Source organism: Alcanivorax quisquiliarum, from assembly GCF_023051175.1.
GTDB lineage: Bacteria > Pseudomonadota > Gammaproteobacteria > Pseudomonadales > Alcanivoracaceae > Isoalcanivorax > Isoalcanivorax quisquiliarum.
Genome location: NZ_JALKII010000001.1, coordinates 547,974 through 567,824, shown reverse-complemented (window position 1 = coordinate 567,824; position 19,851 = coordinate 547,974). Strand labels below are relative to the sequence as shown.

The window sequence follows — 19,851 nt, the reverse complement described above, 5'->3', positions numbered from 1 at the left end:
GGTCAGAAGCTCCCGCTCCAGCCCAGCTCCACGGTGCGTGGCGCGCCGACAAATACTTGTGTGGGGCTATAGCCCGACCAGTCGGCGTAGAACTCGTCGGTGAGATTGCGCCCTCGCAGTGTCAGGGTGCCGCCTGCCAGTGGGTAACCCAGCCAGGCATCCAGCAAAGTGCGGCTTGCGACGCGATACTGGTTGGCGTCGCTGGTGTAAAAATCCCCGGTATGCTGTACCGCGGCCCCGATAGTGAGAGGTACTGAAGTCAGGCGGTAATCGCTGCTCACCTGCCACGCGACTTCGGCAACATTAGGCGGCCGGTTGCCCGAGCGATCAGTGCCGCTGCCGTCTCGCAAGCGGCGGTATTCGGCGCGTGCGATCATGCCGTTGGCGGCCAGCTGCCATTGCGATGTGGCCTGCCAGTGCAGAGAGATATCAACGCCCTTGGCGTCCCGTGTGCCGCCTTGCACTGTCAGGGTTGGATCATTGACATTGCGGGTGAGAATGTCGCTTTGGCGAATGCGGAACACGCTGCCCGTCAGGCTGATGCGGTCATCCCACAGCGCCGTGCGCACCCCCGCTTCGGCACTGCTGCCACGGGAGAGATCAAAGCCGGCGCGGGCCATATTGCTCAGCAGCATTGACGTGATCGGCGCGCTGGCGCGGTTGTACTGGGCAAATAATTGCGTGCGCTCGTCGAGATCGAAAACAGCGCCGGCACGCCAGGACACATCTTCGAAACGGCGCCCGAAACGGCTGCGAGTGTTGCTGGCCAGATGATCAATGCCGCGTTCCAGATCAATATAGTCATAGCGCAGGCCGGCCACCAGAATCAGGCGCGAAGTAATATTCAGTGCATCTTCGGCAAACACCGCACGGCTCTGCACGCGGCTGTCAAAATCGTCGCGGCTGGGGTAGTTGGCAGCGTTCTCCACTGGCAGGCGGCCGTAAACAGGATTGAACGGGTCGATGGCGGTGGTGGTGCCAAAGCGCCGTTTGCTGTCCAGGCGCGAATGCTGATATTCAACCCCGGCGCTGAAGCGGTGCCGCATCCCGGCCAGTTCGCCATCGTGGCGAGCGTAGGCGCGCTCACTGATAAAGCGATGTTCATGGGTAATGATCGAGGTGGTGCGATCAAGCAGCTGAGTGGCGTTATTGAAAGTGTAATCCTCGGCATTCAGCCAGTCGCGGTCGGCATTGTACAGGCCCAGCTCGTTGATCAGTTCCCACTGCGGGTGAAGCTGATAGGTCACGCGATTGCGCAGCCACTGGCTGTCGGCTTTCATGATGCCGTTATCGACGTTGTAATTACGGTTGCGGATTGATTTGTCGAGCACCAGGCCGTCACGACTGTGCAAGGCGCTGCTGGGGCGGCGTGCCACATTGCGCGGCAGCAAGGGCGTGCCGTGATAAGCACTGGTGTAGCGGTCGGTGTGCACATCAAGCGACGTGGTCATGCTGAGGCGATCACTGGCACGCCACAACAGTGAACTGGTAAAGCCGCTTGCCTGGGAATCGCTGTCATCAATATAGCCATCGCTGCGACGGTGGCTGAGATCCACCCGCAGCGCGCTGTGTTTGCCGAGACGCCGGTTGCCACCCAGGCCGATATCCACGGTGTCGTGGCTGCCATAGCTGATCTGGGCTTCGGTGACGTCATCGTGAAGGCTGGCCTGGCGCGGCACCAGATTGACGGTACCACCCAGCCCGCCAGTGCCATGCAGCACCGAGGCCGGCCCCTTGAGCACCTCGACCTGCTGAAAGTGCCAGCTATTGAGATTGCGCGACATCAGCGACGGGTCAGCGGCGCGCACACCGTCGAACAGATAGCCCACGTCGGTGAAACCGCGAATGGCAACCGACGCCGGCGAGCCGGGGATATTCCCTGCTGTGACACCCGGCGCCGCCCGGTAGACTTCGATCAGGTTGCGCAGGCCGCGCTGGTCGATATCGTGCCGATCAACAATATCCAGCGTCGCCGGGCGTTCCTCCGGGGCGAGGCCGGTGCGGTCTGCAATGGTGGCGCGCTCGGTGGCATCGGTGGAGGGGGCGCTGACGGATATCGCTGGCAGGCTGGTAGCACCCGTGCCTGGCAGGGCGGATTCAGCGAGGGCCGGCGTCGCCAGACCGGGCACAACAAGAGCAAGCAAAAGCAGGCGGCTGGTCGGGCGCAGGGCAGGCACAGCAAAAGACATGTCGCAGGGCTCCTGAGTCGAGCGGTTAACAGCGTCGTAAACAGGCGCGCAGCATAGCCGCAGGCAACGATCGCCGCGTGCGGCATAATGTCGCAGCGGCTGTTCTCACCAAGTTTTACCTTCTGTGATTGCGCTGGTGGGGCGGCGGCTGCATATATTTTGGCGATTAAGCGCAGTAAGGTGCATGAGAGGGCCATGCAGGCACCGACAAAGCTGCGCTATGATGGCGCGGCGTTGCGAATACGCCATGGCAGCGCACATTTACAGGGCTTGATGGTTCCATCTAGCCTGTACTGTGTCTGAGTGTGCCTGAGTGTGCGTGCGTGCAAGCCGCCCGATGTCGGGCCTGAGCGACCGAGTGGTAAAGGAGCAAAACCCTGCATGACGAAGGATGTGCGAAAGGCAGTTCTGCCGGTAGCCGGCCTGGGTACCCGTTTTCTTCCCGCAAGCAAAGCCATCCCCAAGGAGATGATCACCGTGGTGGATCGTCCGGTGATCCAGTATGTGGTCGCTGAAGCGGTGGCCGCGGGAATACGCGAGATCGTATTGGTAAACCACGGCGCCAAGGCGGCCATCGAAAATCACTTCGATACCCACTATGAGCTGGAAAGCGAGCTGGAGCGCAAGGGCAAGGCGGCGTTGCTGGCCGTGTTGCGGGATATCGTGCCGGCGGACGTGCGCATTATCAGTGTGCGCCAGGGCCGCCCGCTGGGGCTGGGGCATGCTGTGCTCTGTGCGCGTGAAGTGGTGGGAGACGAGCCGTTTGTGGTGATGTTGCCCGATGTGCTGGTGGATGATGTGCCGGCCGGCGTGGCGTTGTCCCGTGGCAACGATCTGTCGCGCATGGTGGCGCGTTTTGCCGAGACAGGCGCGGCGCAAGTGATGGTGGAGCAGGTGCCCGCCGAGCGCGTGGATCAGTATGGTGTAGTCGATCTGGCCGGCGCGGCGCTGGCCGCTGGTGAGAGCGTGGCCATGAAAGGCGTGGTCGAAAAGCCCGCACAAGCGGAAGCGCCTTCCGATCTGGCGGTGGTGGGGCGCTATGTGCTGCCGGCATCGATCTTTGATCTGCTGGCACGCACACCGCCTGGCGCGGGGGGCGAGGTACAGCTGACCGATGCCATCGCGGCGCTGATGGTGGATCAGCCGGTGGCCGCCTATCGCATGCTGGGCAGCACCTATGATTGTGGCAGCAAGACCGGCTACCTGGAGGCAACGCTGGCCTACGGGTTGCGGCACCCCGAGCTTGGCGAAACCTTCCGGCAGCAGGCGCGCCAGGCGCTTGCCCGGTACTGATGGCGTGGCATCCGAATGGCCAGTAAAGAGCAGTAGCAATGCATATTGATGTATATGGCAGCAGCCTGTGTGCGCTGGTGACGGCGGGCTCGCTGGCGTCCACCGGGCATCGCGTGACGTTGCGCTTGCCCGAAGGTGATATCACTCGGCAGTTGCAGCGTGGCGAGAGCCCGTTCCGCGAGCCGGGGCTGGAGGCATTGCTCAATGAGCAGCGCAGTAGCCGGCGCCTGCAACTGGGGCGCATGGTGGATGCGCCGTCCGATGGCGTATCCAGTGTTTTTCTGGCGCTGGATCTGGATGACATCGAGCTGGCCCACGATATTGTCGGCCGCCTGGCGAGCCTGGATCGTCGCTTCTGGCTGGTGGTCAATCAATCGGCCTTTCCGGTTGGCACCACGGATCGCTTGCAGCAGACACTCGGCGATGTGGGCACCGTGGTGAGCCTGCCCGAATTGCTGCAAGAGGGCGTGGCCGTGCAGCAATTCATGCGCCCGCCGCAACTGTTGCTGGGCTGTGATGATCCTTACGCGGAATCCCTGGTGCGGGAAATCCTCCGCCCGGTGAGCCGGCTGCGCGATCAGTTTCTGGTGATGTCGCCGAAGCAGGCCGAATTTGCCAAGTTTGCCGTGATGGGGATGCTCGCCACACGGGTCAGCTTCATGAACGACATGGCCAGCCTGGCCGACGCGCTGGATGTGGATATCGAGCCCGTGCGGCAGGCAGTGGGCGCCGATCCGAGAATCGGGCCGGCATACCTGTATCCGGGTTGCGGTTTTGGTGGCCCGAGCTTGTCGCGCAACGTCATGGATCTGGCCAATGTGCTGGCGGCGAGTGGTGTCGGATCGCAGCTGCTCGACCACGTGCTGCGCATCAACGAACGGCAGAAAGAAGTGCTGTTTCGCAAGCTCTGGCGTCATTATCACACGCGGCTGGAAGGCAAGGTGGTGGCGATCTGGGGCGCCTCGTTCAAGCCGAATACCGGCCGTATCGACAATGCCCCGGTGTTGCGGATGCTGGAGGCCTTGTGGGCGCAGGGCGCCATCGTGCGCTTGCACGACCCGCTGGCACTGCCATCGCTACAGGCCCGCTACGGCCAGCGCCCGGATCTGTTGCTCTGCACCGATCCCTACGAGGCGGCTGCGGGCGCTGATGCCTTGATGCTGGTGACAGAATGGAAAGAATACTGGAACCCTGATTTTCCACGCCTGCGTGCCGATATGCGGGTGCCCGTGCTGCTTGATGGACGCAATATCTATGACCCGGAATTTGTACGCCGCAGTGGCTTTGCCTACTACGGCGTCGGCCGCTAAACCTGCGAGGAACAGCAGATGACCTGGGAAACACTTCGCGCACACGCGACCAGGCTTCGCCAGCAACACTTGTCCGAGTTGTTTGCGCAAGACGCGCAGCGCTTTGAGCAGCTGCATCGGCATGTGGGGCCGCTACTGTTCGATTTCAGCAAGCAGCGGCTGGATGGCGAGGCGCTGCAACTGCTGGCCCGCCTGGCCGATGAGCGTGATCTCGGCGGCTGGATCGAGCGCCTGTTCGCCGGTGAAGAAGTCAATGGCACGGAGCGCCGTGCGGCAATGCACTGGGCATTGCGGGCGCCGGCGGATGGCTCGATTCCCGAGCCTCGGGAGGGGCTTTATGCTGAGGTCGAAGAGCAGCTGCAAAAAATGCGCGAGCTGATCAACAAGCTGCACTCGGGGCAGTGGCGCGGTGTCACCGGAGAAGTGGTGACCGATGTGGTGAACATCGGCGTGGGCGGCTCTGATCTTGGCCCGCTGATGGTCTGCCGGGCGCTGGAAGAGTGCGACGTGACCACCGCGCTGAATGTGCATTTCGTTTCGTCCATGGACGGCAGCCAACTGGCGTATCTGCTGCGCGAGCTACGGCCGCACACCACCTTGTTCGTGATCTCGTCAAAATCCTTTACCACCGTCGATACCCTGTACAACGCCAATACCGCTCGCAGCTGGCTGCGTGAGGCGCTGGGGCGCGAGCAGTCGGTGGTGGATTGCCATTTTTTGGGGATTTCTGCTGATGTCCAGCGCATGACCGATTGGGGCATTCATGAGGATCACCAGCTGCGCTTGTGGGATTGGGTCGGCGGGCGCTTTTCTGTCTGGTCGGCAATCGGTTTCCCGGTGGCGCTGAGTATCGGCATGCCGGCGTTTCGCGATTTTCTGGCGGGCGGGCATTTTATGGATACGCATTTTCGCACCGCGCCCTGGCTGGAAAACGTGCCGGTATTGATGGCGCTCACCGGCGTCTGGAACACCAATATGCTAGGCATCAATGCGCACGCGATCTTGCCCTATGATGCGCGTTTGAAGTACCTGCCCTCCTATCTGGAACAGCTGGAGATGGAATCCAACGGCAAATCCGTGACGCGCGACGGCGAGCCGGTGGAAGGCAGCACCAGCCCGGTGATCTGGGGCGAAGTCGGCCCCAACGCGCAACATGCGTTTTATCAACTGTTGCATCAAGGCACCCAGGTGGTGACCTGCGACTTCATTGTCTCGGCCATGCGTTATCACGAAGCCACCCCGGTCACGACCACACTGGAAGGGCAGCACGAACTGGCATTGGCGAACTGCCTGGCGCAGTCGCGCCTGCTGGCGTTCGGCGAAGCGGCGCTGCCGCAAGGCGAGCAGATGCCGTTCTACAAACGCTATAAGGGCAACCAACCCAGCTCCACACTGATGCTGGATGAGCTGACGCCTTTCGCGCTGGGCGTATTGCTGGCGGCCTACGAGCACAAGGTATTCACCCAGGCCGTCATGTGGCAGATCAATCCGTTCGATCAGTGGGGCGTGGAGCTGGGCAAGAAGATCGCATTGGAAACGCTTTCCCTGATTCACCAGCAGCCCGATGCCAATGATCTCAGCGCGCAGCTGCTCGCAGATCGCAACCGCTCGCTGCGAGACAGCATGGATGCCTCGACCACCGGGCTGATCGATTTTATCCAGCAGCAGCGGCGCGGATTTTGATGCCGCTACAACGCCGCAAGGCCGGAGCGCACGAGAGCGCACTAGAGAATGAGAGGATAGCGCCAATGGATGTCACCCTGTCGCCGCTGATTTTTCGTGCCTACGATATTCGGGGCGTGGTCGGCGATACCCTCAGCGAGGAAATTGCCAGCCTGATCGGCCGCGCCATTGCCACAGAAGCGCGGGCAGCGGGTGAGCGGCGCATCGCCGTGGCCCGCGATGGCCGCTTGTCCGGCCCTGAGCTGAGTGCCGCGTTGATCGACGGCCTGCGCCAGGGCGGCGTTGATGTCGTCGATATCGGCATGGTGCCGACACCGGTACTGTATTTCGCTACCTGCACGGTCGATGGCTTGCGCTCCGGCGTGATGGTCACAGGCAGCCATAACCCCTCGGATTACAACGGCTTCAAAATAGTCATCGCAGGGGAAACCCTGTCAGGCGATCGCATCGCCGCACTGCATGAGCGGATTCGCAACGGCGAACTGAGCGAAGGGCAGGGACGCCTCAGCCAGCTGGATGTGCGCGAGCATTATCTGGAACGGATCGCCTCGGAGATACGTCTGGCGAGACCGATGAAAGTGGTGGTGGACGCCGGGAACGGCGTTGCCGGTGAATTGGCACCACAGCTGATGGAGCGGCTCGGCTGCGAGGTGGTGCCGCTATTTACCGAGATTGACGGGCGTTTCCCCAATCACCACCCCGATCCGGGCGACCCGGAAAATCTGCATGATCTGATCCGCACCGTGGCAGCGGAAAACGCCGATATCGGTTTCGGCTTCGACGGTGACGGTGATCGTGTGGGCGTGATTACACCAAAAGGAGAGCTGATTTTTCCCGATCGACTGATGATGGCCTACGCCGAAGATGTGCTGCTACGCGTACCCGGCGCACGCGTCATTTATGACGTGAAGTGCTCCGGCAATCTGGCGCGGGTGATCACCGATCTTGGCGGTGAGCCGGAGATGTGGCGCACCGGCCATTCGCTGATCAAGGCCCGCATGAAGCAGACCGGCGCGCCTCTGGCCGGCGAAATGAGCGGCCATATTTTCTTTCAGGAACGCTGGTACGGGTTTGATGATGGCCTGTATGCCGCGGCCCGGCTGCTGGAGATCATCGCGGCATCCGGAAAGGACGCGGATACCTTTTTCCAGCGTTATCCCCAATACCCGTCGACACCGGAAATCGGCGTGCCGGTGCCCGATGAGGAGAAGTTCGCAGTGGTGGAGCGGCTCATTGCCGAGGGCGATTTTGGCGATGGCCAGCGCAGCACCATCGACGGCATCCGGGTGGATTACGAGGACGGCTGGGGATTGTGCAGAGTCTCCAATACGGCACCCAAGCTGGTGACACGCTATGAAGGCGTGACGGCAGCCGCACGGGACCGTATTCGCGGCGTGTTCGAGGAGAATATCCGGCGTGCCATAGGGAAATGAGGCCGGCGTATAGAGTGAAATTATGGACGCAATAGCGCTTGCGCTATGGTGTTATACGCCAATTCAATGTCATAATGTTTGCGGTTTGTGATGTGTATCACATAACTGCCCTCCTCTTGTTGACGCAAAGGGTTTGTTTGAGATGGCGGATTACGACGAATTGGCGCGGTTTCGTAGCAAATCAGGCAATCAGGATTTCCGGCTTCGTTCGGTGGAGCCGCCCGCCTCCGAGGAATCCGGTCATTGGCGTCTGCTTGATGAGGTCACCGCCCGGCGGCGAGCGGCCAGCAGCGATGTGTGTGCGGTACATGGCGAACCCGCCTGGACGGCAGCGCCCGTCGCCGCTGAAACCGTTGACTCGCGCCCGATCGAGATACAGGCGGGCAGCGCATTCAGCCTCGGCTTTGTCGACGATGATGTCGCTGCACAGCAGCGGCGTGCGCAGCTGGCGGGGCTTTTTCGTCGGCCGGAACCGACTCCTGGCCCGGCGCCTGGTGCCGCAGCGCACACACCGTTGCGCCCGCTGTTGCGTCGCATCGCGGCCCGGCACGGCTAGAACCTCGCTTTCCTGGCGTGAGCGCCTTCCGTGAATCAGCGGAGCACTTCTGCTTATGGCTGTCATCAGCTTTGCATCCCCGAAAGGCGGTACCGGCAAGACCACGTTGGTGGCAAATGTGGCCGAGGCGGTGCACGCGCTGGGTTATGAGGTGTTTGTGCTGGAGCTTGATCCTCAGAACACCCTGCGAGTGCATTTCGGTTTTCCCCTGCAAGATGACGCCGGCCTTGCCGGCGCTTTCATACGGGACGACTGGAGCCTCATGGCGCGCCGCGCCGCCTGTGGCGTGCATGTGCTGCCGTTTGGCACCAGCACCCCCGCGCAGCGCGCGGAATTTGGCCGCCAGCTGGCGGAGCCGGGCTTTCTTCGTGCCCGGCTGGCCACCTTGCAGCGCACACCCGGTGCGCTGGTGCTGATCGATCTGCCCTCGGGTTATTCCGCCGCCTTGCCCGCTGTGGCGGGTGTGGCGCAGGTGCGACTGACATTGCTCCAGGCCGATCCGGGCTCTATTGCGTTGCTGCCGTTGTTGCAGGACAAGCGTTACTACGGCGATGCCGCCGCAGCGGGCAGCGTCCATCGGCTGTTGCTGAACAAGGTCGATAACCGCACCCGCCTTGGCCGTGAGATCAGCGAGTTCATGCAGCGCGAGCATGGGCGCGACCTGATCGGCCAGGTGCATGAAGACTCGTTTGTGCCGGAGGCAGCGGCCCAGCAACGGTTGATCGGCCAATACGCGACAAGCTCCCGTGCGGCGCGAGATGTGCAGCAGGTCGCACGGCAATTGGCCAGTCTGGTGATGCAATCGCAACAGGGCAGCGCAGGGTACTGACATACTGGTGCAGTGATGTTTTGATGATATCAGGCAACAGCTATCGGGCAGCTCGGCGCCACCGACCGGAGGCCGACAGCGCCAGTGGGATACGGAAGACAAGAGGACGTTGATGACGCATCAAGGTTACGCACCTTCCCGGGGGCTGGTCTGGGTAGCCTGGCTGGCGGCGCTGCCGCCAGTGTGGTTGTTCATCACTACACCGATGGGCGCACTCCATCAGGGCATGCTGGGCCTGGGCAGTGTGCTGCTGATGACGTTGGCAAATCGCTTCCGGCGCGATTCCCGCCGCATATCGTTGTGGTTGATGCTGTTGTCGGTCATGGTGTCCAGCCGTTACCTCTACTGGCGCGCCACAGAAACACTGGTGTTCCAGTCCGGGCTGGAAATGGCGCTTGGCTACGGCCTGTTTATTGCCGAGCTGTATGCCTGGACAATTCTTGTGCTCGGTTATCTGCAAACGCTCTGGCCGTTGCAGCGGACTATCGTGCCACTGCCGGATGATATGTCGCTGTGGCCGAGCGTCGATGTCTACATCCCCACCTACAATGAAAGCCTCAGTGTCGTGATGGATACCGTGCTGGCCGCGCAGAATATGGATTATCCTCGCGACCGGATGAAAATCTACCTGCTGGATGATGGCCGCCGCGAGGCGTTTGCGACCTTTGCAGCGCGAGTGGGTGTGGGTTATATCACTCGCAATGACAACCAGCACGCCAAGGCCGGCAACCTCAACAATGCCATGCGCGTCACCGACGGTGAGCTGATCTGCATTTTCGATTGCGATCATGTGCCCACACGCGTTTTTTTGCAGTCCACCGTGGGCGGTTTTCTCACCGACCGCAAACTGGCACTGCTGCAAACACCGCACTATTTTTATTCGCCTGATCCGTTCGAGCGCAACCTGAGCGTGGCGGGCGAGCTGCCGCGTGAAGGCGATCTGTTTTATGGCCCGGTGCAAAAGGGCAATGATTACTGGAACGCGGCGTTCTTCTGCGGCTCCTGCGCCGTGATCCGGCGTGCCGCACTGGATGAAACCGATGGCTTTGCCGTCGAGACGGTGACCGAAGATGCGCACACCGCGCTGAAGCTGCAACGCATGGGCTGGCGCACGGCGTTTCTGGGTTTGCCGCTGGCAGCCGGGCTGGCGACAGAGCGGCTGGCGCTGCATATTGGCCAGCGTGCCCGGTGGGCGCGCGGCATGACGCAGATCATGCGGCGGGATAATCCGCTGTTTGGCCGTGGCCTCACCTTCATGCAGCGCATTTGTTATCTCAACGCAATGCTGCATTTCCAGTTCGCGCTGCCGAGGGTGGTGTTTCTGACCGCGCCACTGGCTTACCTGCTGTTGGGCCAGAACGTGATCGCCTCATCGGCCTCGATGATCTTTGCTTATGCATTGCCGCACCTGGCTCACGCGATCTGGACCAACTCGCGCCTGACCGGGCGTGATCGCTACGCCTTCTGGGGCGAAATCTACGAAACCGTGCTGGCCTTTCACCTGATCAAGCCGACACTGGTCACCCTGCTTGATCCGAAACGCGGCAAGTTCAACGTTACTGACAAAGGCGGCTTGCTGGAAAAAGGCATGTTCGATTATCACTCCGTGCGGCCGCACCTGATTGTTGCCTTCCTGTTGCTCGCCGGCGTGGGCTGGGGCGCGGTGCGGTTATTCTGGAATGAGTATTACGGTATTGAACGTGACGTCATGCTGCTCAATCTGTTCTGGGCCAGCTTCAGCCTGACGACGTTGCTGGCGGCCATTGCGGTAGCCCGCGAGCGCAAGCAGACCCGCGCTGCAATCAGGATCGAGGTGGCCTTGCCAGCTTCGTTATACCTGAAAGATGGCCGTAATTTCAGTTGCAGGACAGCAGATTTATCCATGGGTGGTGCGCGTGTGGTGGGCATTGATGGCGACGCCCTGGGCGCGGCCGTGGAAGCACTGGAAGTGCGCGTTCAAGATCAACTGGTAGTGGTGCCGGCCAGGCTGGTGGCCAGCGACAGCGGTGGTGTGCGGCTGCAATTTCTGGAAATGGATCTGGATCTGCGGCGGCGTCTGGTGCGGGTGCTGATGGGCCGCGCTGATGCCTGGTTGCCGGATCATGAACATCCGCAGGATCGCCCGCTGCGATCGCTTTGGGCGGTGGTGCGGGCCATCGCCGGCCTGTTTTTCACCTCCTGGATGCAGGCCGGTAGCAGCGCCGGCGCCAGCGCTCCGGTGGCGAGCGGATCGGCATGGCGCTGGGCGATGCGGCTGGCGCTGTTGTTACTGGTGCTGGGGCTGGTATTGCTGGCGGTGCGGCCGGTGCTGGCGCTTGAAGCAGAAGCCGTGCAGGCAGGGCATGTGACGGCGGCTCGCATTATCACGCTGCGGGAAATGGGCCAGCCGGATGGCTTGTTGTTGCGTGGTGATGGGTCGCAGGCTGGCGTGAGCTTTGCGCTGCGCAGTGATCGCCTGGCCACCGCTGCGCGGCTGCGGCTGAAAGTTCGCTTTTCAACCGCGCTGGTGGCGCAGCGTAGTGCCTTGCAGGTTGATCTCAACGGACGCGTGCTCACCAGCGTGCCGTTATCCGGTAGAGGTGGCGAAGCCGAAGTGGAAATCGACATACCGCCAGCGCAGCTGATTACTGCCAACCGGCTCAACTTCCGCTTGCAAGGCGTGGTGGATGAGCAGTGTCACAACCCGCTGGATATGGATATCTGGGCCAAGGTTGAGCCGGCCTCGGAGTTGTATGCGGCGTTGTTGCAGCTGCCGATTGCCAATGATCTGCGCGTGTTTCCCCGGCCGTTCGCGGATTCCCACACGGCCGATCAGCAGAGCTTGTCGGTGGTTTTCCCCGAGGCGCCGGATGCCGATACAGTGCACGCGGCGGCCATCCTCGCCTCCTGGTTCGGCGCGCAGGCGGATTTTCGTGGCGTGCGTTTTGATGTGAACATGGGGCGCCTGCCCTCGGGTCATGCGCTGGTATTCAGTACGGACGAATCGCCGTTGCCGGGGCTGGAGATGCCGGCGCACCAGGCACCGGGCATCACCATGATGGATCACCCGACCGCAGCGCCTTACAAGCTGCTGGTGTTGCATGCGCCGGATAGCGAGGGGTTGATCGAAGCGGCACGGTTCCTCGCATTTCGTTCGGATGAAATGGAGGGCACCTTCGCCGAGGCGCAACCGGTCACACCCGGCGAGCGGCAAGCCTACGACGCGCCGCGCTGGGTGGCGGCGCGTGCACCATTGCCGCTTGCTACGCTGGCCTCGCCAGAGGCGCTGCGCGTCAGTGGTATTTATCCGGGCCTGATCGACATCAGCTTTCGGGCGGCGCCGAACCTGTTCATGTGGCCGGGGGAAACGATCCCGCTGCATATTTTTTATCGCTTCCCGGAAGGCGCCTGGCTGGATGAGGAACGCTCTTATCTGGATGTCGCGCTCAATGGCGAGCATCTGGCATCGCTACCGGTCAACCGGCGTGGTGTGCTGGAGCAGGCGGCCGGCGCGCTGGGTTTCAATATTCGCCAGGAGCAGGCCATCGTGCATGTGGCGCCAGAACAGATTCATGGCCAGAACCGCTTGTCATTTTACTTCAATCAGCATTATCAGCCGCCCACCGTGTGCAATCCGAGCCTGCCCACCGATGTGGTCAGCGAGATCGATGCGACCTCTTATCTGGATCTCTCCCGTGCCCATTACCACACCACGTTGCCGGAGCTGTCCCATTTTGTTGCGGCGGGCTATCCCTTCACTCGCTATGCCGATTTGTCTCGCACGGCGCTGGTGCTGCCAGCGCAGCCGGATCGGGCCACCTTGGCGGCAGCGCTGCAAGCCCTGGGCCGTATCGGCAGCGCCACTGGCTTGCCGGCACATAACGTGGCCGTGGCGCTGGGCGCGCCGATGCTCTCGCAAATGCGTGAACGCCATCTGCTGGTGATCTCGCCGCTGGATGAGCCGGTGGTGGCGGCAGCGTTGGGGGATGGGCGGCTTTCGGTGCGCGATGGCCGCCTGCGTGTCCGGCGCATCGACACACGCGACCGGCTCTACAATCTGCTGCGCGGCGACTGGTTGCAGGAGCGCCGTGCAGCGGATCGCGCGCTGACCAGCCGCACCGATGCGGCGGGGCTGTTCTCGCAGCGATCTCCCTTTGATGCACAGCGTTATGTGGTGCTGGTCGGCGCCACCGACAGCGCGCATCTGCCGCCCCTGGTAACGCGTCTGGGTGAAGATGCAGTGGGCGCCGCTGCACGCGGCGACATGGTGTTGCTGGATCAGCAGCAGGGCGTGTATAGCTACCGTTTCGGGCCGCGCTATATTTTCGGCGACATGAGCGTGCTCGGGCGGTTGCAGTGGTTCTTCAATACTCGGCCCTTGATCGTGCTCGCCGTCATGGCGGGCATTTTGTTGTTGCTGGTCTGGCTGATGTATCCCCGCTTCCAGGCGCGCGAACGGGCACGGCTGGGCCAGGCCCGCTCGAATCTGCCGCCAGATCAACAGGACAACGGATGAACTGCATGATGCTGTTACGCGCCATAGTGTTGCCCGGTTTGTTGCTGATCAGCCTGTTCGGTAATCCCGCTTTCGCGCAGCAGGCGCCACCCGCCGATGATGGCCTGCGGGCGCTGTACCGGCAGGCCGAATTCTGGGAGGCGAACGGGCGCAATGATCTTGCCGCAGAGTCCTTGCGGCGGGTGCTGGATATCGCCCCGGATGATCCCCAGGCGTTGTACCGGCTCGCACGCCTGGCCATGAACGAAGGCGACGAAGCCGCAGTTAACCGCTGGGCCGCCCGCTTGGGGCGGGCGGCCCCTGATAGCCTGGAAGCCCGTCAGCTGGAGCAGCTGCGCCGCCGTGGCAGGGTCGATAGCGCTGGTTTGGCGGAAGCGCGACGGCTGGCACAAAGTGGCGAGGCGCAGGCCGCTCTGAGCCGCTATCACGATCTGTTTCCAGCGGATGATCCACCCTCCGATCTGGCGCTGGAATACTACCAGACGATGGCCGGCGTGCCGGCGGAATGGGATAACGCCCGGCGCGGGTTGCAGCAGCTGGTGGCACAAAGCCCCGGCGACCGTGCCGCCAGTGTTGCGCTGGCGGAGGTGCTGACCTGGCGCGAGAGCAGCCGCACCGACGGTATTCGCATGTTCGAGCAACTGGCCGAGCAAGGCGTCGATGAGCGCACCCGCCAGCTCTGGCGACAGGCGCTCATGTGGCTGCCCGCAGAGCAGCGGCACGAAGGTTATTTCCGCCGCTATCTGGCGCGCTTTGCCGATGATGCAGCGATTCGCCAGAAGCTGGCCGACAGCCAGCGCCCGATGCCCGGTGCCGATCGCGCTGCCGGGTATGCGGCGCTGGATCGGCAGGCCGATCAACAAGCCCGTGCGGCGTTCAACCGTGCGCTGCAAGCGGACGCGAACGATGCCGAGGCGCTGGCGGGCCTGGGGCTGGTGCAACTGCGGGCCGGGGAATTCGGGGCCGCCGAGGTATCGCTTGCGCGTGCCAGCCGACTGGCCCCGGAACAGGCGTCACAATGGCGCGATGCGCTGGCCAGCGCACGTTTCTACGGCGAGCTGGCGGCGGTGCGCGAACTGGTCGCGGCAGAAGATTACGACGCCGCTGAAGCGCGCCTGATCCCGCTGACGCAGGACGCCCAGCGTGGCCGTGATGCGCGGCTGCTGGAGGGCGATATCCTGCTGCGGCGTAACCAGCCGGTGGCTGCCGAGCGGCATTTTCGCGCCCTGCTGGAAGAAGACGAGAGCCTGATCGCCGCCCGCAGCGGGCTGGCGAACGCGCTGCTGGCGCAACGTCGCTTTGATGAGGCTGAACGCCTCTTCGCCAGCCTGCCGCCAGTCACACGGGGCGAGGTTGATGTGCGCCAGCAGCGCGTCGATGTGCTGCGTGAAGATGCGGAAATACTGATCGCTCGTGGCGAGGCCGAGCGCGGCGAAGCCCTGTTGCAACAGGCCCTGACGCTGGCACCGGATGATCCCTGGGTGCGCCTGGCACTGGCGCGGCTGGCACAGCAGCGGGGCCAGCCCGCGGTGGCGGAGCGGCTGATGTGGGCGGTCAGCGGCGACATGGCCACGCCGGCAGGGCTGCGTGCTGCGGCAGTGCTGGCTGCGGATCAGGCGCGCTGGGATGACGCCGTGCAACTGCTGCGCCGCATCCCGGCGACAGAGCACGACGCAGACAGCCGGGCGCTGCTCGCGGCGGCGGAGCGCGGCCAGCGCATCGCGGCACTGGACCTTACGCTCACCAGCAACGACCCCTGGCAAGTTGATCGTGCCCTGCAACAACTTTACAACGCGCCACCTACCGATGCGCGTGAGCTGGGCGCGGCAGCGGCAACACTGGTGGAGCACGGCGAAGCAACCCTGGCACTGGTGCTGGTGCGCCGTGACCTGGCCACGCAGCTGGCACAAAGCGATGACATCGAACCGCAGCATTATCTGGATCATGTCAGCGTGCTGGCCAAGGCCGGCGAGGAATTCGAGGCCGAGCGGCTGTTGCGCCGGCTGGCACAGGTTGCTGCGGGTGAACTCGCCACGCTGCGCGAGCTGGAAGATGTCCGCCGCGGGCTGGTGGTGGCGCGCACGGATCGCTTGCGCCAGCAGGGTGCACTGGCGCAGGCATACGACGAACTGGTGCGCGAGCTCAATCGGGCGCCGGAAGACGCGCCGCTGTTGCTGGCATTAAGCAGGCTTTATCAACAAGGCGATATGCACGACGAAGCACGCCAGGTGCAGGATTATGTGCTGTCGCGGGAAGCCGGCAGCAGTGACGCCCGGCAAGCCGCGATTCAGGGCGCACTGGCCGCAGGCGATGCCAGCCGGGCCGAGCAGTTGCTGGCCGATGCGGCGCCGTTGACGGAGCCTCCGCTGCTTCTGTTGGCGGCGCGCACGGCGCATTTACAGGGTGAAAAGCGCGAAGCCCAGCGGCTGGCACGGCAAGCGCGTGAGGCAGAGCAGGCGCGTTCGCTGGCGCGGCACGATCCGTGGCAGGCCGAGGTGCTGGCCGATCTTGAGCGTAATCCGTTCCGCCGCAAGGGTGGGGCGGGGCGCCAGAGCCGTTGGCAGGCAATGGCCAGCGCGCCGGCGCCCGCTGCCACGCAGCGGGGTGCCTGGTTGCCCGGCCAGCACGCCACGCCGGGTAGCTGGCAGCCCAGTGATGGGAGCCAGCGCCGCTATGCCTCGGAGGCGTTCGATACCGCATCGGCGCTCGCCGACGGCACCGCCCGCAGCGGGGATGCCAGCGCGCCGCTCGCGCCGCCGGCCACGGCCTGGCAGAGCTGGGGCTACGACAACTGGGCCGCTGATGCCCCGGCCTACCGGCCCTCCGGTGCAGGCGCCTATGGATTGCCGGATGCACCGCCCTCGGCAGCGCCGGGCAGCCGCCGGCCGCTGCCGGCAGAAATGACACGCATCGCGGAGATCGATGCTTTTCTGGATCAGCTGCACAGCGAGCTGGCACCGCAGGTGGATGGCACGCTGGCGTTGCGTCATCGCGATGGCGAATCGGGGTTGTCCGGGCTGACGGAAGTGCGCGGCGAGGTAGCGCTTTCGGTGGTGCCGTTTGAAAGCGGGCGGCTGAATCTGAGCGCCGCGCCGGTATTTCTCAACTCCGGCTCGGTGAAGGGTGATGCCCGGTCGCGCTTCGGGAGTGGCTCGCTGGTTGCCGGTGCCGATGAGCTGGATGACACGCTTGCCGGTGTACAGCCGCTGCTGCTGGAAGGCACGCAAGCGGCCCGCAACGCCATCGCCGCGCAGGAGCTGCTGGATGCAGCAATTGCCTCCGGCACGGCAACGCCGCAAGAGCTGGCCGCGCTGGAAGCCAGCCTGCGCACCGCCGAGCTGAATTTCGAGTCGGCGGCGTCACGCAATCTGTTATTCGAGGCGGGCCTGGATCTGGATGCGCTGAGTGTTGCCCAGCGTGCGTTTGTGGACGATTTTCTGATCCGCGAATTCGGCAGCGCGGATTTGTCGCTGGATGATTCCAGCGCCGCGGCCTACCTCGCCAGCAGTGTCGGTTTCGAGCAACTGGTGACATCACTGCGGGGCCGGGCCATTGCGTATTCCCGCGCAGCGAGCACCCCGGATGCGCAATCAGCGGCTGGCTTGGGCTTGTCGCTGGGTTGGCAGGATGGCGCTTTTCAGGCGGATATCGGCAGCTCGCCGCTTGGGTTCGAGGTAGAGAATATTGTCGGCGGCCTGCTCTGGCAGCCGGAAATTGCGCCAGGGGCGCGGCTGTTGTTGCGCACACAGCGCCGCGCTGTCACCGATAGCCTGTTGTCTTATGGCGGTGTCAAAGATCCGGTGACCGGCCGTTATTGGGGCGGCGTGGTGCGTACCGGCGGCGATCTCGGCCTGAGTTATGACGACGGCTATCTCGGGCTTTACGGCAATGTGGGGTTGTACCGCTATACCGGCCGCCAGGTGGCGGACAACCGCGCTGTGCTGATCGGGCTGGGCACTTATCTGCGCCCGATCCGGGAGCAGTACCGCTCGCTACAGGCCGGTGTTAACGTCAACTACATGGGGTTTCGCGACAATCTCGGCTACTTCACGCTCGGCCATGGGGGCTATTTCAGCCCGGAGAGTTTTGTCAGCCTGTCGGTGCCGATCACCTACAGCCAGACCCGTCAGCGGTTTACCTGGCACGCTACGTTTGCGCCGGGGTTCCAGAGCTACAGCCAGGAGGAAAGCGCGTATTTCCCCACCCGCCCGCGTGAGCAGATGTGGATGGATATTCTCGCCACCTCCGGTGTGCTGCCGGCCTCGCGATACAGCGCCGACAGCGACAGCGGGCTGGGCCTGAATGTGGGGCTGGGGATGGATTATCTGATCGGCCCCGGCCTCAAGTTCGGCGCACGGATCGACCACGATACCTTTGGCGAATATTCCGAGACGTCTGCGCTGATCCACCTCAACTATATGATGGAGCAGGGACAGTGAGCGATGAGCAGGCCGGGCGAGACTGGCTCGCACGCAGTGTGGTGTACCACGAATCCCAACAAGGCAGCCGGCAATGGCGGGCGTTTCTGGGTGTGCTGATGCGTGAGCTGAAAGCCACGGCGGGGGATCAGGCCGAAGATTTTCTGCGCCACCTGGGCGCCTGCATGGCCGACACCATGCCACTGGAGCGTTACGACACACTGGAAGAAATGGTGGCGGCCATCAATACGCATTGGCACCGGATCAACTGGGGCTGGTGTGCTATGCAACCACAGGGCGACGGTATCCATATCGTGCATGGTGCATGGCCGAGGGTGGACGTGCGTGTGGAGCACGAGTGGCCGGCATCGCTGGCAGCCGTGCTTGAAGGTATCTATGGTGCCTGGCTGCGCCAGCAGGGCGGCGGCGAAGTGGTGCCGATACGGGCGAGCCAGGTGCGGGCGGATGCGCCGCTGGAGTTTGTGTATGGCTAAAGCGCCGCTGCACCAGTCAGGCCGCCTCGGCCTCCTCTGGCTGCTGCTCTGGAGCCTGAGTCAGAATGCCTGTGCTCAGCCGGGCGGGCGCAGCGGCGGCAGTCTGATCGCTGATGATCCGTTGTGGCAAGCGTATGCGGCACTGTTCATCACGCCCGGTGGCCGGGTCATTGATACGGGTAACGGCGGCGTCAGCCATAGTGAAGGGCAGGGATGGGGGCTATTGCTGGCGGTCGCACAGGGGGATCGCGAGCGCTTCGATCTGATCTGGCGCTGGACGCAGGAAAATCTGCAAATACGCAGTGATGCACTCAGCGCGTGGCGCTACGATCCGGCGCAGGAACCGCCGGTGCATGATCGCAATAATGCCAGCGACGGTGATCTGATGATTGCCTGGGCCATGTGGCGCGCCTGGGAGCGCTGGCGCGAGCCGCACTATAGGGATATCTCGCAACGGGTGCGAGCTGATATTGCCAGCCATCTGGTGCGTGAGCATGGCGGCTACACGGTACTGCTGCCGGGGCGTGACGGGTTCGAGCACGATGACCGGCTCCACCTGAATTTATCCTATCTGGTGATGCCGGCGCTGCGTGAGTTTCATCGGGTGGATGCTGGCGGGCCGTGGCAGGCGCTGTATCGCGATGCGCAGCAGTTGCTGGATGAAAGCCGCACGGGTGTCCTGCAATTGCCGCCGGACTGGCTGGCGCTGGCCGCCGATGGCAGCGTGGCGCCGGCCCCGGATCAGCCACCGAGATTCGGTTTTGAAGCGGTGCGCATCCCGCTGTTTTTCATGTGGGGCGAGGCGCACCATGGCTGCCAGGCACTATGCGATATCCAGCGCTTCTGGGAGGAGCCGGCGCCACCAGCCTGGGTCGATGTGCGCAATGGCCGACAGGCGGAATACAGTCTTTCTCCCGGCGGCCTGGCGGTGCGAGCGTTATTGCGGCAAGAACACCAGCTGCCTGCCGAGGCGCGGGATCTGGCCACGCAGGATTACTATTCCGCATCGCTGGCGATGCTGACGCGGCTGGCCATGATCGAGCGCGACACACGCCGGCCGGTGCTGCTCTGCCAATAGCGGCCGCCCGGCTGCGGGTGCCTAACGGCCGTCCTTGGTGTATGATTCGGCCCTGATTTTTTTCTATCCTCAG

At 63.3% G+C, this 19,851-nt stretch carries 11 protein-coding genes; 10 read left to right on the top strand and 1 reads right to left on the bottom strand.

Annotated elements, in window-relative coordinates; genetic code table 11:
- Positions 1-2: 2 nt before the first annotated feature.
- The gene (locus MU846_RS02565) at positions 3-2,189 is read right to left on the bottom strand and encodes a TonB-dependent receptor (protein ID WP_246947986.1); all 2,187 of its coding nucleotides are present in this window, start codon (positions 2,187-2,189) and stop codon (positions 3-5) included.
- A gap of 381 nt (positions 2,190-2,570) precedes the next feature.
- Here MU846_RS02565 and galU point away from each other — a divergent pair, with 381 nt between their 5' ends.
- From galU to MU846_RS02515, 10 genes are all read left to right on the top strand, one after another.
- Positions 2,571-3,482, top strand: a complete 912-nt coding sequence (galU, locus tag MU846_RS02560; protein WP_246947983.1) for a UTP--glucose-1-phosphate uridylyltransferase GalU — start codon at positions 2,571-2,573, stop codon at positions 3,480-3,482.
- Between the two features lie 38 nt (positions 3,483-3,520).
- Positions 3,521-4,792, top strand: coding sequence for a UDP-glucose dehydrogenase family protein (locus tag MU846_RS02555; RefSeq protein WP_246947973.1), 1,272 nt, complete (start codon positions 3,521-3,523; stop codon positions 4,790-4,792).
- Between the two features lie 18 nt (positions 4,793-4,810).
- On the top strand, positions 4,811-6,475 hold the full coding sequence (pgi, locus tag MU846_RS02550) for a glucose-6-phosphate isomerase (RefSeq protein ID WP_246947966.1): 1,665 nt from the start codon (positions 4,811-4,813) through the stop codon (positions 6,473-6,475).
- 65 nt (positions 6,476-6,540) lie between these two features.
- Positions 6,541-7,908 carry a phosphomannomutase/phosphoglucomutase gene (locus MU846_RS02545; protein WP_246947964.1) on the top strand — a complete coding sequence of 456 codons (1,368 nt, stop codon included), beginning with the start codon at positions 6,541-6,543 and terminating at the stop codon, positions 7,906-7,908.
- 142 nt (positions 7,909-8,050) lie between these two features.
- The gene (locus MU846_RS02540) at positions 8,051-8,464 is read left to right on the top strand and encodes a hypothetical protein (protein ID WP_246947960.1); all 414 of its coding nucleotides are present in this window, start codon (positions 8,051-8,053) and stop codon (positions 8,462-8,464) included.
- Between the two features lie 55 nt (positions 8,465-8,519).
- Positions 8,520-9,293 carry a cellulose biosynthesis protein BcsQ gene (gene bcsQ, locus MU846_RS02535; RefSeq protein ID WP_246947957.1) on the top strand — a complete coding sequence of 258 codons (774 nt, stop codon included), beginning with the start codon at positions 8,520-8,522 and terminating at the stop codon, positions 9,291-9,293.
- Positions 9,294-9,405: 112 nt separating this feature from the next.
- Positions 9,406-13,788, top strand: coding sequence for a UDP-forming cellulose synthase catalytic subunit (bcsA, locus tag MU846_RS02530; protein WP_246947954.1), 4,383 nt, complete (start codon positions 9,406-9,408; stop codon positions 13,786-13,788).
- Positions 13,789-13,793: 5 nt separating this feature from the next.
- The gene (locus tag MU846_RS02525; protein ID WP_246947945.1) at positions 13,794-18,227 is read left to right on the top strand and encodes a cellulose biosynthesis protein BcsC; all 4,434 of its coding nucleotides are present in this window, start codon (positions 13,794-13,796) and stop codon (positions 18,225-18,227) included.
- Positions 18,224-18,700, top strand: coding sequence for a cellulose biosynthesis protein BcsD (gene bcsD / locus MU846_RS02520; protein ID WP_246947943.1), 477 nt, complete (start codon positions 18,224-18,226; stop codon positions 18,698-18,700). The genes MU846_RS02525 and bcsD overlap by 4 nt, the downstream gene beginning before the upstream one ends.
- A complete protein-coding gene (locus MU846_RS02515) occupies positions 18,693-19,778 on the top strand; it encodes a family 8 glycosyl hydrolase (RefSeq protein ID WP_246947941.1) in 1,086 nt (361 codons plus the stop codon). Before bcsD ends, MU846_RS02515 begins: the two co-directional genes overlap by 8 nt.
- Positions 19,779-19,851: the final 73 nt, after the last annotated feature.

Excerpts from the sequence above, each read along its gene's own strand:
- MU846_RS02565 (WP_246947986.1), bottom strand. The coding sequence starts at position 2,189 with ATGTCTTTTGCTGTGCCTGCCCTGCGCCCGACCAGCCGCCTGCTTTTG.
- galU (WP_246947983.1), top strand. The coding sequence starts at position 2,571 with ATGACGAAGGATGTGCGAAAGGCAGTTCTGCCGGTAGCCGGCCTGGGT.
- MU846_RS02555 (WP_246947973.1), top strand. The coding sequence starts at position 3,521 with ATGCATATTGATGTATATGGCAGCAGCCTGTGTGCGCTGGTGACGGCG.
- pgi (WP_246947966.1), top strand. The coding sequence starts at position 4,811 with ATGACCTGGGAAACACTTCGCGCACACGCGACCAGGCTTCGCCAGCAA.
- MU846_RS02545 (WP_246947964.1), top strand. The coding sequence starts at position 6,541 with ATGGATGTCACCCTGTCGCCGCTGATTTTTCGTGCCTACGATATTCGG.
- MU846_RS02540 (WP_246947960.1), top strand. The coding sequence starts at position 8,051 with ATGGCGGATTACGACGAATTGGCGCGGTTTCGTAGCAAATCAGGCAAT.
- bcsQ (WP_246947957.1), top strand. The coding sequence starts at position 8,520 with ATGGCTGTCATCAGCTTTGCATCCCCGAAAGGCGGTACCGGCAAGACC.
- bcsA (WP_246947954.1), top strand. The coding sequence starts at position 9,406 with ATGACGCATCAAGGTTACGCACCTTCCCGGGGGCTGGTCTGGGTAGCC.
- MU846_RS02525 (WP_246947945.1), top strand. The coding sequence starts at position 13,794 with ATGATGCTGTTACGCGCCATAGTGTTGCCCGGTTTGTTGCTGATCAGC.
- MU846_RS02515 (WP_246947941.1), top strand. The coding sequence starts at position 18,693 with ATGGCTAAAGCGCCGCTGCACCAGTCAGGCCGCCTCGGCCTCCTCTGG.